Raw genomic sequence first — 12,828 nt, forward strand, 5'->3', positions numbered from 1 at the left:
CGCGTCACCTAAGCCGGGAGGCTCATATGTCTGCTCACCCTAACAATGCTGCTCAGCGAAGCCTGCCGGCGCTCCGAAGCCGGGCGGCGCTAAGGGCGGCGCACCGAAGCCGGGTGGCGCTAAGAAGGGCGCTCCTGTTCCGGGTGGTGCCAAGAAGGGCGCACCGGTACCAGGCGGCGCCAAGTCGACAAAGCCAGCTGCAGCGGCGGAGTCCGCTCCGGCAGCAGAGGCTGAGGCTCCAGCAACTGAGACACCAGCACAGCCGAAGACCGCCAAGGGTGCACCGATTCCGGGTGGCGCTCGCAAGGGCGCACCGGTCCCCGGTGGCGCAAAGAAGGCTGCCCCGGCCCCGAAGCCACAGCGGGAAGAGGCAGCTCCGGCCGTGGCGGACACCGCAGCAGAGGCTGAGGCTCCAGCAGCTGAGGCACCGGCACAGCCGAAGACCGCTTCCGGCGCTCCGGTTCCAGGTGGCGCTCGTAAGGGGGCACCGATTCCGGGTAGCGCTCGCAAGGCCAAGCCGGCCGCTGCAGCACCAGCCCCTGAGGAGAAGCCGACTGAGCAGCCTGCTGAAGAAGAGCAGACACCTGCACCAGAACAGGTCACCGAAGAGCCGCAGGCTACCGAGGCCGAGAGCACGCCGGCCGAGGACACTGCAGCTGCCGATGACGCTGCGGAGGACAAGCCGCAGGCGCCGTCGTCAAGCAACGCCGAACTCCCGCGTAATCAGCACGGAGTTCCGCTGCCGGGCTCGGCGCGCCGTAAGTAGCGTTTACGAAGCCTGAGAAATCCGCTCGTGAGGAATCGTCCTCCGAGCGGATTTTTTGTGCGTTACGACGACACCGTGAACACCGCCTATAGTTTTGTAAGTAACTCGTGGGCGATCTGGGAAAGGACTCTCGACGTGGAGGTCAAGCAGTCGCTGTCACAAATCAGGCGATCTTTAAGAAAACCGGGCTTTTTCGAGATTGTGGCGGCGTTTATCCTCACGGCGCTCGACGTGCTGGTGATGCGCACTTCTGGCCCGGATCTACTGCTGATCATCATCGGTGGTCTGCAGGTGGTGTTGGTGGCAATTGCGGTCTACCTGCCTATTTTCGCCACCGCGGTGGTACCTGCGAACTTCCTCGCGTTTGCCTTTCTGCCAGCTGAGCAGACGCCCCTACAGATTTTCTGCGTCCTGCTCATCGTCGAAGTCATGCGCGCCAACGATGACAAAATTTCCGCGCAGATTACAACTGTGCTGCTGTGGGTGATTTCCAATTACGACGTGCCCACACGTACATTTGCGCGCGATGGCATGGCGACGTTCGTCACTACCCTACTGTTCCTCATCGCCTACTTCATCGGTCTGCTGCGAGCACGGTACAAGCATCAGCGCGCCGAGGCCGCACAAGAAGCAAATAAGGCTCTGGAACAGCAACGACTCGAACTGGCGACAGTGCTGCATGACTCCACCGCAAAGTCCTTTACCCGTGTGACCATGCTGGCACAGGGACTTGCCATCGACCGCGAGGGCACCGACGAGAAGCTGGAGAATTCCCTGGAGGATATTGCCGAAACTTCCCGTGAGGGGCTTCTGCAATTGCGCCAGTTGCTGTCTCTGTTGAAGTCTGCCGAGGATGACAGTTCGCTATCGTCGGCCATCGGTCAAGATGAGCGAGTGCCTTCGATGAGCAAAGTGCTGTCGCAGGCGCGGGATGAATTGGAAGAGGCAGGATTCGCTGTCTCCCTCGTTGAACTTCTGGATATGGAGCCGTCACTGTCACAGGTTTCTGAAGTCATTGCTCCGTCGCTATCGGAAATCTGTACCAATATCCAGAAATATGGTGAACCGAATTCAACCGTCTATATTCTTGCAACAGGCGATAAAAATGACGGTTTTTCGCTGACTATCAGTAATCAGATTTCAAATAGTCGACAAAACCTCTTACCCCGCGCAATGCTTTCCAGCGGCCTGGGCCTTAGCTCACTTCGACGCCGTACACGCCCATGGTCTGGAACTATTGAGTCCGAAAGAGAAGGCGATGTTTGGACTACTCGCCTGCAATTACCAGTGCCACACGGCAAGTGAGATTCGCAACATTTGACTTCGAAAAGCATGGGATTACGTAGTAGTATCCGATGATGGTTGACGGTTATTTTTCGTAATGCGAATTTCGTGAAAGGTACGCGATGTCCGAAATAAAGGTCCTCATTGTCGATGACGATCCCTTGGTTCTTTCGACACTGAGAACCTATTTCAAGAAGGCCCCGAACATCACGGTCGTCGACGAGGCTAGTGACGGCCATGAGGCTCTCAACATCGTGGCACGCGGTGGTATTGACGTAGTCCTGACAGATATTCACATGCCGAATATGGATGGCGTTGAACTTCTGGAGCGAATTAAGCGGGTTAACAACCCACCAAAATTTATTGCCATTACGTCATTCGACACCGATGAAACAATGCTGAAAATCCTCAGCCTTGGTGGAAATGGCTACATTTTGAAAACGGCGCGCCCGGAATCTGTAATTGGCACAATTGAAGATGTCATGGAGGGCGGCACCGTAATTTCGCCCATTTCTGCTACCCGCCTGATTAAGACACTGCCGTCGCGCAATTATGAGTCTTACAAAATCACCCAGGCCGAGGAAGAAGTTCTCGCACTTATTTGTCGCGGAAAATCCAATCATGATATTGCGAAAGAATTGGGCAAGTCCGCCGGCACAATTAAAAAGCACCTTTCCAACATGTTTAATAAATTCGGCGCCACATCCCGCCTGGACCTGGCGCTGAAGGCAATGAACGCGGGCTACCAGCCACCAACGTCAACCAAGTAACGCAAATAACGCGGCCAAGTCAGACATCACAAAGTCAGATACCACAAAGGCCGGGGCGCACATCATGCATTACGCAGTGTGCAAACCCCGGCCTTTGCGGTGTTTCACTTTAAGATCACTTGTGCCTTTTAGTCGATAGTCACCTCCACGTGGCGCTCACGCGGTGCGACACCGAAGTAGCTGCGACCAGTCGGCTGCCAGGTCTTCGAGTTATCGCAGCGGACGGTCTGTCCCTTAAACTCGTCGACCAGGAAACCCCAGCTCAGGCGACCAGTTTCGCCCTTGCGAACCTCGTACGGGCCAATCTTTTGCCCCAGGCTCCACACCATCTCACGGGAGTATTCCCAGGAGTACTTGCGGTTGAGCTCCTCGCCCACCTTTACTCCCACCGAGATGTTGGTCCACCATTTCTTTTTCTTCGATTCCTTAATTGTCTGCGTCAGCGGAATCGGATCATCACCAATGTCATTGGTGGTCGATACCACGCCTTCGACGTCATAGCGAGAACCGGTGATTTCGACGAACTCAGCAACCGAGCCAGGCTGCTCACAGGTTGTTCCCGGAGCAGGACCTGAATCAACGGCTGCGGGCTTTGGCACCGGTACCCATTCTTCGGGTGCAAATGGTTCGCCAGCACCTGGATTCGGGTTGGCCACCGCCATGGGAGAGCCGAGTCCCAGCGCAAAGACCGTCGTCAAGCACAGTGCTAGTGCGTGCTTTTTCATCTTCGCCCCTCCTAGTCGTTAATCGTGGCGGATGCTGGACCGCCGTCGCCGGAGTTGCCGCTTACCGGAGCCCACTGCTGGCGGTGCTCGCCTTCCTTGGTGGTCTTATGCCAGACCACAAAGCGTGTCGACGGCCCCTTGCCGTTGTACTCGCCGAATGCGGGCTCACCTCGCCACAGACCAGTCTTGGCATCGCACGTGCGCACGCGACCAATGAAGGACTTCATGTGCACGCCATAGTCGGCGCGAACGGTCTCGCCCGGGTTGACAGTGACGGGGCCGAGCTTGTCGCCGACCGACCACTGGCTGACCTCGACAATCCCGTACTTCGCCTTCACACCGTGGAGGAATACGTCCCACATATTGCCGGAACTCATGGCCTTGACGGACTCATTGACACCCTCGGTGACTTCAAGGGTGTACTGAATTGGACGGTCCGTGCGGTTGGTAAACGAGTTGGTGCCGTTGTAGCGGTCCCACTCGTCGGTAACCCACTGCTCCCACGGGTGACGCTTGGCGTCGGCCACCGGGTCACACTTGTCGGTGTTGACGAACTCGGTGCGGTGCTCGTCCTGATCCGGAGTCTGCGTCAGCGGCGTGGCTACCGCCTGCTGCACAAGCCCGGGTGCGAGCAGACTCGCTCCCATGACGGCGCAGGCAATCGCCTTCGTTTTCAGTCTCAACATGGACAAACTTCTTCCTGCTTCTTACGTCTTCGGAAAAGTCGCTCGTGCTAGCAAAAACTAGGCAGCGAATTCCTTGACCTCGGCCTGAGCGCCGTCGACGGAGCGGCTGGCTTCATTGGCGCGCATGGAAACGCGGATGTGGCGCTCCTTCGGGATGGTGCCCCAGTACGGACGACCAGCGTCGACCCACTTGCCGTTCTTACAGGTCAGGTGAGTACCCTCGAAGGTCTGGTTCAGGAAGCCGTACTCCATGACACCGGTGAAACCTGGCTTGACCGGGTACGGGCCGAGGGTCTGGCCAACTTCCCAGGTCTGGCTGGACTGGTAGCCAGCGCTGAAGGTGATGTGGAAGAGCTTGAGCAGGTCGAAGTCGACAGAACCGCCGACGTTCCACTCCTTGGTCTTGCCTTCCTTAAGGGTCTGGGTCAGCGGCAGGTCGGTGTCACCGTAGTTGGCGACGGTCGCAGTGCCTTCGACCTCAAACTCGGAGCCGGTGATCTTCAAGGACTGGCCGGTCTGGCCTTCCACGGAGCAGGTGCCGCCGACTTTACCCGGGGTCGGAGTGGGGGCGGCGTCGGCGATTGGGGCAGCTGCGAGTGAGGTCATCGCCATCAGGGCTGCAACGGAGCCGGACAGGAGGGTCTTCTTCACGGCGGGGATCCTTTCGGAATGTGTCGAGCAACGGAGTTGGAAAGAAATGAGCTAACAACGCTTAAGTTAGAACGAAAGTCGTAGTTTTACGTCTCAAATATTTCGTCTCGCTTTACGACGTACACAGCGCCTCAGCCATCCAGTATCGTCGGTATTCACTGGCGCCAATTCCGCGTCTTCACGCGCACTTTTACCCGTCCTAACTGCACAAATATTGTTTGGCCACAATGCGCAGACTGTCACCACATACCGGCGGGCAGTACACCTTTTGAACCGTAAAAGTGATACACGACGCAGCCAATTGGAACACTGTGTTCCGCCTTCCAGTCACCGTCATAAAGACAAAAAGACCGCAAAGGTGGCCAATTGACTACCCTCCACCGCGGGCACTAAAACACCCTATGAACCGCGTTTACCGAGTTTAGGGTTGCATCCCTTCTGTCCACAGCACAGGATAAATACAGATCTTTTAATAAATAGCTGAGCACTCTCTGGCAGTCGACACCTTTAGTGACGCTTCGCCGAGAATCATTAATCTTTTCGGAGTAACAACCATGTTTGGAAGCGCATCTTCTCTTGCTACCACCATTCTTTCCGGCGCACTGGCACTGGGCAGCCTGACCGGCGCACCAGCAGCCACCGCCACCCCGGCTACCACTAGCGATGACCTGCAGGTTCAGGAATACGCAATGGCAGATACTTTCTCCTGCGACTACTACCACCTGCCGTGGTGCCGCTAGTTCCCAATAGGGCATCGCACTCTCACTAAGGCAGCACGCAACCTGGGGTCCGCATGAACTTTTGACGGCTATTTCGGCCAAAAGCATTCATACGCCCCCCAGTTCAGCCGTGCTTAACTCAGCGTCCCATCGTGACCGGACAGCAACGTAGCAAAATCCGTCACGTTTTGATCGACCTGCGTGTTAGTACTGCGCCGCTGCGACCGTCCGCGCGACGGCCCATTAGTAGGACCGCCATCATGGCCATCGTCATGGCCACCACTTTGGCCACCATTAGAATCCGCGTCCGAGAAATCGGGCCCAAATCCCACCACCGCTGAACGCACATCCACAAGATATTCAGCCAATTCGCGAGCGGCACGCACCGTACGCTTATTCATCTCCGCGCCGTCTACATCAGCGCCAAAATCATCAGTAGCTGCGAAAACAGCGGTGGGCATCACTGTTGCACGCAGGTAGCTAAACAGCGGACGCATTGCATATTCCAGCACCAATGAGTGCCGCGCGGTCCCGGCGGTCGCTGCCACAATTACCGGCATGCCGGTCAGCGCGTCCTTGTCCAGGGCATCGAAAAACATCTTGAAGAGTCCGGAATAGGATGCCGCGAACACTGGCGTGGCCGCGATCAGACCGTCGGCACCGCTGACAGTATCGAGGGCGGCACGCAGTTTTTCGTCGTAAAGCCCGGTGGACATGACCGTGCCGAGGCTGACTGCGAGTTCGCGCAGCTCGATGAATTCGACGTCGAGTCCTTCACCGCGCTTGGAGACCTGCGCCTCGACAGCGTCCGCGATGCGGTCCGCGAGCATGCGGGTGGTCGACGGATCGGAGACGCCAGCGCTGACTACAACAAGTTTCTTCACTGCTGATTCCTTTCTGCCGGGCGGACAAGCAGGTGCGGCGAGTCGGGACCTTCAGCCACCAGCGAGGAGTGCGTCGGCGGGTCGGACGGAACGTGCGCCGGACGGCGACGCTCGAACTCTTCACGCAGGACAGGCACAATTTCGGTGCCCAGAATTTCGACCTGCTCCAGCGCCATTTCCAGCGGCAGCCCGGCGTGGTCAATAAGGAAGAGCTGACGCTGGTAATCACCCACGTCATCGGCGTAACCCAGGTATCGCTCAATAATTTGCTCAGGCGTGCCGACGGTCAGTGGAGTAATGCGCTCGAATTCTTCCAGCGATGGCCCATGACCGTAAACCGGCGCGTTATCAAAGTACGGGCGGAAGATTTCCTTGGCCTTCTTCTCCGTCTCGGCTGCGAAGATGTGACCACCGAGCCCCACAATTGCCTGGTCAGCGGCACCGTGACCGTAGTGCTCGAACCGCTGACGGTAGAGATTGACCATGGCGGTGGTGTGCTCGATATTCCAGAAGATGTGGTTATGGAAGAAGCCGTCCCCATAGAAGGCAGCCTGCTCCGCAATCTCGGTCGAGCGAATCGAGCCGTGCCACACAAAGGGCGCGACCCCATCCAGCGGACGCGGAGTGGAGGTAAAGTGCTGCAGCGGCGTGCGGAATTGGCCCTTCCAATTGACGTTTTCCTCACGCCAGAGAGTGCGCAGCAGGTGGTAATTCTCAATGGCCAGCGGCATGCCCTTGCGAATATCCTTGCCAAACCACGGATACACCGGACCAGTATTGCCACGGCCCATCATAAGATCCATGCGACCTTCAGTGAGGTGCTGCAGGTATGCGTAATCCTCCGCGATACGCACGGGGTCAGTAGTGGTAATTAGCGTCGTCGAGGTCGACAGCGTCAGCTTCTCCGTTTGCGCTGCCAGATGTGCGAGCAAAATAGGCGGATTCGCCGGAGCCACAAATGGCGGATTGTGGTGCTGACCGGTAGCGAATACATCAAGGCCAACTTCTTCAGCCTTCTTCGCTAGCGCAACAGTTGCCTTAATACGCTCGTGCTCGGTAGGGATCTTTCCAGTTGTCGGGTCTTTTGTAACGTCACCAATTGTAAAAATTCCGAATTGCATGACTCTCATCCTAAATACCTTTTGTTGACATGTCAACACCTGCTATGCTGGGCATAGACAGTTAAAGCTCCCTCATACTGCACCCGCTTCTCATTCAGAGGAACCGTGAAAAACTATGACAAAAGTTGAAATCATCACCTCCCGCGAAGTGCCGCTAGGCGGCCCGCGCAGCATGACCGTTCACCGAACCCTGCCACAGCGCCAGCGCTCCACCATCGGAGCATGGTGCTTCGTCGACCACTACGGACCCGACAATGTCGCCACCACCGGCGGCATGGATGTCGCACCCCATCCCCACACCGGCCTGCAGACTGTTTCCTGGCTTTTTCAGGGTGAGATCACCCATCACGATTCGGCCGACAACCACGCCGTCGTCAAGCCTGGCGAGGCAAATTTCATGACCGCAGGGTCTGGAATTTGCCACTCAGAAGTCTCCACACAGGACACCACCATCCTGCACGGCGTGCAGTTGTGGGTCGCGCTTCCCGACGAGGGGCGCGATGACGAACCTGGATTTGACCACTACAAACCCGAGATGGTCCAGCTAAATGGCGGGCGCGCCCTGGTATTTATCGGCGAGCTTTTTGGCTCCAAGTCCCCCGTACGGATGTTCACCCCGTTGGTAGGCGCGGAGATTCACATGGAGCCCGGAGCGACTATCACCATCGATGTCGATTCGAAGTTCGAGCACGGCTTCCTCTTAGATGCTGGCGAACTGACCATTGACAACACCACGGTCGAACGCACCGAGCTGGCCTACACCGGCGTCGGCGAGAACACTATTGAGCTACACAATCCCGGCGAGGAAGAAAACCGTCTCATCCTCATCGGTGGCGAGCCTTTCACTGAGGATTTGGTGATGTGGTGGAACTTTATTGGCCGCTCCACGGAGGAGATTGCCCAGTTCCGCAAGGACTGGGAAGAGGAGTCCGACCGTTTTGGCAAGGTGCACGGTTACGTTAGCCACAACCCAGAAGGCCCCGCCCGTCTACCCGCACCAACAATGCCCAAAATCACGCTCAAGCCACGCCAAAATCCCGCGCCAATCGCCCGACCGGATGTGCGTTATTAAAAATTAATCCCACGTTTTCCGAATATTTGTTGACACATCACCACATTCATGGTTATGGTTGACGTGTCAACACCGGGGATTGGTTCCGGTAGATGAAACTAAGACGAAACTAAGTCGTAAAACTTTTAGGAGATTCAATATGGCTCTTCAGTCTGGTAACTACGTTCTTGATACTCAGCACTCCACCATTGGCTTCACTGTTCGCCATGCAATGATCACCAAGGTCCACGGTCAGTTCGATGAGTTCGAGAGCACCATTGCCTTCGACGCTGATAAGCCGGAGAACTCCACCGCAAAGGCCGCCATTCAGGCCAACTCCATCAACACCAACAACGAGGAGCGCGACAACCACCTGCGCTCCAAGGACTTCTTCGGTGCTGGCGAGAACCCAACTATTGAGTTCACCTCCACCGCCATTGAGCTGGTCGGCGAGGAGAAGGCCACCGTCACCGGTGACCTGACCATTAACGGCACTACCAAGTCGGTCACTCTCGATGTCGACATCTTCGGCTCCGCTGAGGATCCGTGGGGCCAGACCCGCGTTGGTTTCGAGGCAGCTACCAAGATCGACCGCAACGACTTCGGCATCGACTACAACGCTCCGATCAAGACCGGTGGCGTGCTGATTGGCAATGAGATTTCCCTGCAGATTGACGGTTCCGCAGTTAAGCAGTAGTCAGCCCAACCGGTAGCACAATCCTCAATAAAAGCGCCTTGCATGCACATGCAGGGCGCTTTTGCGTAGCTAATGCGTAATTAATATGCCCCCGGTAAAGAAAAAGCATGGTGCTGACGCAAAAAAGTGGCATGCTTATACAGGTGAGTTCCAGTAAAGATACTTCCCAGGGCACCGATACCACCAACGACACCGCACAGAAGGCTCCGGCCGCGCAGGCTGCACAGGCCGCTCAGACCGAGCAGGCTCGCGCCGCGCGTGTCGCCGCCCGCCGTGGAAACATCAGGGCGCCCCGTCGCACTCCGCTGAAGAAACTGGATCAATCGTCCAAGCTGCAGAATGTCCTCTACGACATTCGCGGTCCGGTGACCACGCTCGCCGAGCAGATGGAGGCCGACGGTCACCGCATCATGATGCTCAACACCGGTAATCCGGCCAAGTTTGGCTTTGATGCACCAGACACCATCGTCCAAGACATGGTCCGCGCCCTCCCCCACGCACAGGGCTACTCCGAATCCAAGGGTATTTACTCCGCACGTCGTGCCGTCGTCACGCGATATGAGATGGACCCCGAGTTCCCGCGCTTTGATGTCGATGATGTCTGGCTGGGCAATGGTGTCTCCGAGCTGATTTCGATTACCACGCAGGCGCTGCTCAACGAGGGCGACGAGGTGCTGATTCCAGCACCGGATTACCCACTGTGGACTGCAGCGACGACCCTCGCCGGCGGCAAGGCCGTCCACTACGCCTGTGATGAGGACAATAACTGGGCACCAAACGTCGAGGATATTCGGGAAAAGGTAACCGACCGCACCAAGGCGATTGTCATCATCAACCCGAACAACCCGACCGGCGCGGTCTACTCACGCCAGACGCTTGAGGCCATCGTCGACATCGCACGCGAGCACTCACTGCTGCTGCTTTCCGACGAAATCTACGACCGCATCCTCTACGATGATGCACAGCATATTTCCACGGCCTCACTGGCTCCGGATTTGCTCTGCATCACTTTCAATGGTCTGTCCAAGACCTACCGCGTGGCCGGTTACCGCGCAGGTTGGATGGTGCTGACTGGCCCGAAGCGCCACGCCGAGGGCTTCATTGAGGGCATTAACCTGCTGGCCAGTACCCGACTGTGCCCGAATGTGCCTGCTCAGCACGGTATTCAGGTGGCGCTGGGCGGATACCAGTCCATCAATGACCTCATCCTGCCGGGTGGCCGCCTGCTGGAGCAGCGCAACGTCGCCTACGATGCACTGACCTCGATTCCAGGTGTGAGTTGCGTGAAGCCGATGGGTGCCATGTACGCGTTCCCGCGCCTGGATCCAGATGTCTATGAGATCCACGACGATGAGAAGCTGATGCTCGATATTCTCCGCGAGGAGAAGATTTTGATGGTCGGCGGTTCGGGCTTCAACTATCCAACGCCGGATCACTTCCGCATTGTCACGCTGCCCTGGGCACGTGACCTCAAGGAGGCCATTGAGCGTCTGGGTAACTTCCTGGCCAGCTACAAGCAGTAGTTTGTGAAGTAGGTTTTACAGCAGATTCCCCCCCCCACTGCTAATGCGCGCCACGGCACTACCCGCCGTCGGCGCGCTTTTTGATGTCGCAACCTAAGAATCCGACCTTGGCACGCCGAAGGCCCCTATGAGATAGGCAATAGCGTTCACCAATTAGGTTATTAGGCGTGGGAAGGCACTCAATAGACTCAAATACACCCGATAAGCAGCAATCTTTCAAAGTTGCTGCCGGCTCTGACATAGGTGTGGATTTTAAGGCATTCCAGAAATCCTCCAGTGGTGCTACCACTCACGACCGAAAATCGCGGCCCGCAGGGGAGACCACACCGAGTGCTCCTGCGCCAAGTGCCCCTGCAGCAACCGCCCCGAGACAAGCTGCTTCCGGATCACCAACGAAACCGATAACGAAACCGATGAAGCCACGTCACAACCCCACTGGTGCCCGACGCCTGCTTGGTTTTGTATTGGCCGTGGCGGGTATCGCCACGTTCCTCTCGCTTGTGGCGCTGTGGCCGTCAGGAGATGCCCCCAAACCGCGCCCGGGATTCCTGGAGTCACAGTCATCAGCGTCGGAGTCGGTCAAGGGGACCGTCGTAAAGCACACGACGGGTACGTGTAATTCGCCGGATACCGGACGCGTCTTCGAGGGCGAGCCGCGCCAGGCACCGCCAGCTGCGATGCCTTCTGGGCCAACTGGTGCGGAGTCACCGAAGTGCCAGATTTCGATTGTCGAATTGACCTCGGGGCCCGATGAGGGCAAGAGGACGCTGTTGGAGGCCTCGGGTCTGCCCGGTGAAATTGATCTTGAAGAGGGCGACAAGATTTTGCTGGCGATTCATCGCCCGGCGGCAAACAATGTCGTTCCTGGTCCGGGGCAAAATGTTCCCCCGGTGCCAGCGCCCGAACAAGCTCCGGCTCCCGCGCCCGCGCCCGCGCCAGCGCCTGACGGCCAGCTCCCGCCACCGCCGCCGCCTGCACCTGAACCAGAGGGCGAGGGGGCAGGCGAGATTCCGCCTCCACCGGCTGACATTCCGGCACCTGCACCGGCTCCCGCACCAGCGCCCGCGCCCGAATCAGTGGACGTTGCCCCGCAACAAGTCGCCGATGCCAATTACCTGGCACAGGGCAACACCTACACATTCCTGGATATGGACCGCACAGTAACGCTGTGGCTCTGGCTCGGTGCTGCGGTGCTGCTGGTCGCGCTCGTCGGCATGGGACGAGGTCTCCTCAGCCTGGTTGGTCTCGGCATCACGCTGGCAGCAGTGCTGGGATTCCTGGTCCCGGCACTGCTCCGCGGTGGCGATCCGGTCGCGCTGGCTATTACAGCTGGCTCGGCAATTCTGTTCCCCGTTCTCTTCCTTGTCCACGGAGTGAACTGGAAATCCGCATCTGCGCTGGCTGGCACGCTTACCACGATGGTGCTGGCAGCAGGGCTGGCAAACCTGGCCATCTCCACCTCTCAGCTGCGCGGACTCGGCGACGAAGACAACCTGCTCATCCAGCTCTACCTTCCCGAGGTCTCCGTCACTGGCCTCCTGTTGGCGGGGTTCATCATCGGCGCACTGGGTGTGCTTAACGACGTCACCATCGCCCAGGCATCGACCGTTCAAGAGCTCTACGAAGCTAATCCGCGCTCACGCCCGATGGAAGTTTTCCGTTCTGCCATGCGAGTGGGACGCGACCATATCGCGTCGATGGTCTACACGCTCGTGCTCGCCTACTTGGGCACCGCATTGCCACTATCGCTGCTGCTCAGCGTCTCTAACCGACCAATCATGCAGTCACTGACCTCTGATGTAGTGGCAACCGAGTTGCTGCGCTCAGTAATCGGCGCGGTGGCACTTGTCCTGGCAGTGCCGATTACCACCTTTATTGCCGCGCACACGGTTGCGCCGCAGGCAATGGTGTTTCCGAAGCGCTCTCGCCGCCCCAGCATTTAGGAGCTGAC

The 12,828-nt window shown here is 57.8% G+C and carries 13 protein-coding genes; 8 read left to right on the top strand and 5 right to left on the bottom strand.

Going from position 1 to position 12,828, the window contains the following annotated elements; genetic code table 11:
* The first annotated feature begins 382 nt into the window (after positions 1-382).
* The 3 genes from Q4E11_RS04750 (at position 383) to Q4E11_RS04760 (ending at position 2,820) form a co-directional block, all read left to right on the top strand.
* Entirely contained in the window at positions 383-766 is a 384-nt protein-coding gene (locus Q4E11_RS04750; protein ID WP_303164065.1) for a hypothetical protein, read from the top strand.
* 135 nt (positions 767-901) lie between these two features.
* On the top strand, positions 902-2,071 hold the full coding sequence (locus Q4E11_RS04755) for a histidine kinase (RefSeq protein WP_303164066.1): 1,170 nt from the start codon (positions 902-904) through the stop codon (positions 2,069-2,071).
* A 101-nt stretch (positions 2,072-2,172) separates the two neighbouring features.
* Positions 2,173-2,820 (top strand): response regulator transcription factor, encoded by a 648-nt coding sequence (locus Q4E11_RS04760; RefSeq protein WP_303164067.1) that lies wholly within the window; start codon positions 2,173-2,175, stop codon positions 2,818-2,820.
* A 128-nt stretch (positions 2,821-2,948) separates the two neighbouring features.
* On the opposite strand, the gene Q4E11_RS04765 is transcribed toward Q4E11_RS04760, so the two are convergent.
* Genes Q4E11_RS04765 through Q4E11_RS04775 form a run of 3 tightly spaced genes read right to left on the bottom strand, consistent with a single transcriptional unit; the run spans position 2,949 to position 4,882 of the window.
* Positions 2,949-3,545: a hypothetical protein gene (locus Q4E11_RS04765; protein WP_303164068.1), complete on the bottom strand. Its 597-nt coding sequence runs from the start codon at positions 3,543-3,545 to the stop codon at positions 2,949-2,951.
* 11 nt (positions 3,546-3,556) lie between these two features.
* Positions 3,557-4,231: a hypothetical protein gene (locus Q4E11_RS04770; RefSeq protein ID WP_303164069.1), complete on the bottom strand. Its 675-nt coding sequence runs from the start codon at positions 4,229-4,231 to the stop codon at positions 3,557-3,559.
* Positions 4,232-4,288: 57 nt separating this feature from the next.
* A complete protein-coding gene (locus Q4E11_RS04775; RefSeq protein WP_303164070.1) occupies positions 4,289-4,882 on the bottom strand; it encodes a hypothetical protein in 594 nt (197 codons plus the stop codon).
* A 554-nt stretch (positions 4,883-5,436) separates the two neighbouring features.
* Between Q4E11_RS04775 and Q4E11_RS04780 the strand changes: the two genes are divergently transcribed.
* Positions 5,437-5,622 (top strand): hypothetical protein, encoded by a 186-nt coding sequence (locus Q4E11_RS04780; protein ID WP_303164071.1) that lies wholly within the window; start codon positions 5,437-5,439, stop codon positions 5,620-5,622.
* A gap of 113 nt (positions 5,623-5,735) precedes the next feature.
* On the opposite strand, the gene Q4E11_RS04785 is transcribed toward Q4E11_RS04780, so the two are convergent.
* Positions 5,736-6,485 carry an FMN reductase gene (locus tag Q4E11_RS04785; protein ID WP_303164072.1) on the bottom strand — a complete coding sequence of 250 codons (750 nt, stop codon included), beginning with the start codon at positions 6,483-6,485 and terminating at the stop codon, positions 5,736-5,738.
* A complete protein-coding gene (locus tag Q4E11_RS04790) occupies positions 6,482-7,606 on the bottom strand; it encodes a CE1758 family FMN-dependent luciferase-like monooxygenase (protein WP_303164073.1) in 1,125 nt (374 codons plus the stop codon). Before Q4E11_RS04790 ends, Q4E11_RS04785 begins: the two co-directional genes overlap by 4 nt.
* 115 nt (positions 7,607-7,721) lie before the next feature.
* Between Q4E11_RS04790 and Q4E11_RS04795 the strand changes: the two genes are divergently transcribed.
* From Q4E11_RS04795 to Q4E11_RS04810, 4 genes are all read left to right on the top strand, one after another.
* Positions 7,722-8,678, top strand: coding sequence for a pirin family protein (locus Q4E11_RS04795; protein ID WP_303164074.1), 957 nt, complete (start codon positions 7,722-7,724; stop codon positions 8,676-8,678).
* A gap of 139 nt (positions 8,679-8,817) precedes the next feature.
* Positions 8,818-9,354 carry a YceI family protein gene (locus tag Q4E11_RS04800; RefSeq protein ID WP_303164075.1) on the top strand — a complete coding sequence of 179 codons (537 nt, stop codon included), beginning with the start codon at positions 8,818-8,820 and terminating at the stop codon, positions 9,352-9,354.
* A 143-nt stretch (positions 9,355-9,497) separates the two neighbouring features.
* Complete coding sequence (locus Q4E11_RS04805; protein WP_303164076.1) at positions 9,498-10,877, top strand: pyridoxal phosphate-dependent aminotransferase; 1,380 nt, start codon at positions 9,498-9,500, stop codon at positions 10,875-10,877.
* Between the two features lie 413 nt (positions 10,878-11,290).
* Positions 11,291-12,820 carry a YibE/F family protein gene (locus Q4E11_RS04810; protein ID WP_303164077.1) on the top strand — a complete coding sequence of 510 codons (1,530 nt, stop codon included), beginning with the start codon at positions 11,291-11,293 and terminating at the stop codon, positions 12,818-12,820.
* Positions 12,821-12,828 lie beyond the last annotated feature (8 nt).

The organism is Corynebacterium sp., assembly GCF_030532195.1.
GTDB lineage: Bacteria > Actinomycetota > Actinomycetes > Mycobacteriales > Mycobacteriaceae > Corynebacterium.

What these genes read in the sequence shown, in the direction of transcription:
- Q4E11_RS04760 (WP_303164067.1), top strand. Translation starts at nt 2,173, where the DNA reads ATGTCCGAAATAAAGGTCCTCATTGTCGATGACGATCCCTTGGTTCTT.
- Q4E11_RS04765 (WP_303164068.1), bottom strand. Translation starts at nt 3,545, where the DNA reads ATGAAAAAGCACGCACTAGCACTGTGCTTGACGACGGTCTTTGCGCTG.
- Q4E11_RS04770 (WP_303164069.1), bottom strand. Translation starts at nt 4,231, where the DNA reads ATGTTGAGACTGAAAACGAAGGCGATTGCCTGCGCCGTCATGGGAGCG.
- Q4E11_RS04780 (WP_303164071.1), top strand. Translation starts at nt 5,437, where the DNA reads ATGTTTGGAAGCGCATCTTCTCTTGCTACCACCATTCTTTCCGGCGCA.
- Q4E11_RS04790 (WP_303164073.1), bottom strand. Translation starts at nt 7,606, where the DNA reads ATGCAATTCGGAATTTTTACAATTGGTGACGTTACAAAAGACCCGACA.
- Q4E11_RS04795 (WP_303164074.1), top strand. Translation starts at nt 7,722, where the DNA reads ATGACAAAAGTTGAAATCATCACCTCCCGCGAAGTGCCGCTAGGCGGC.
- Q4E11_RS04800 (WP_303164075.1), top strand. Translation starts at nt 8,818, where the DNA reads ATGGCTCTTCAGTCTGGTAACTACGTTCTTGATACTCAGCACTCCACC.
- Q4E11_RS04810 (WP_303164077.1), top strand. Translation starts at nt 11,291, where the DNA reads ATGAAGCCACGTCACAACCCCACTGGTGCCCGACGCCTGCTTGGTTTT.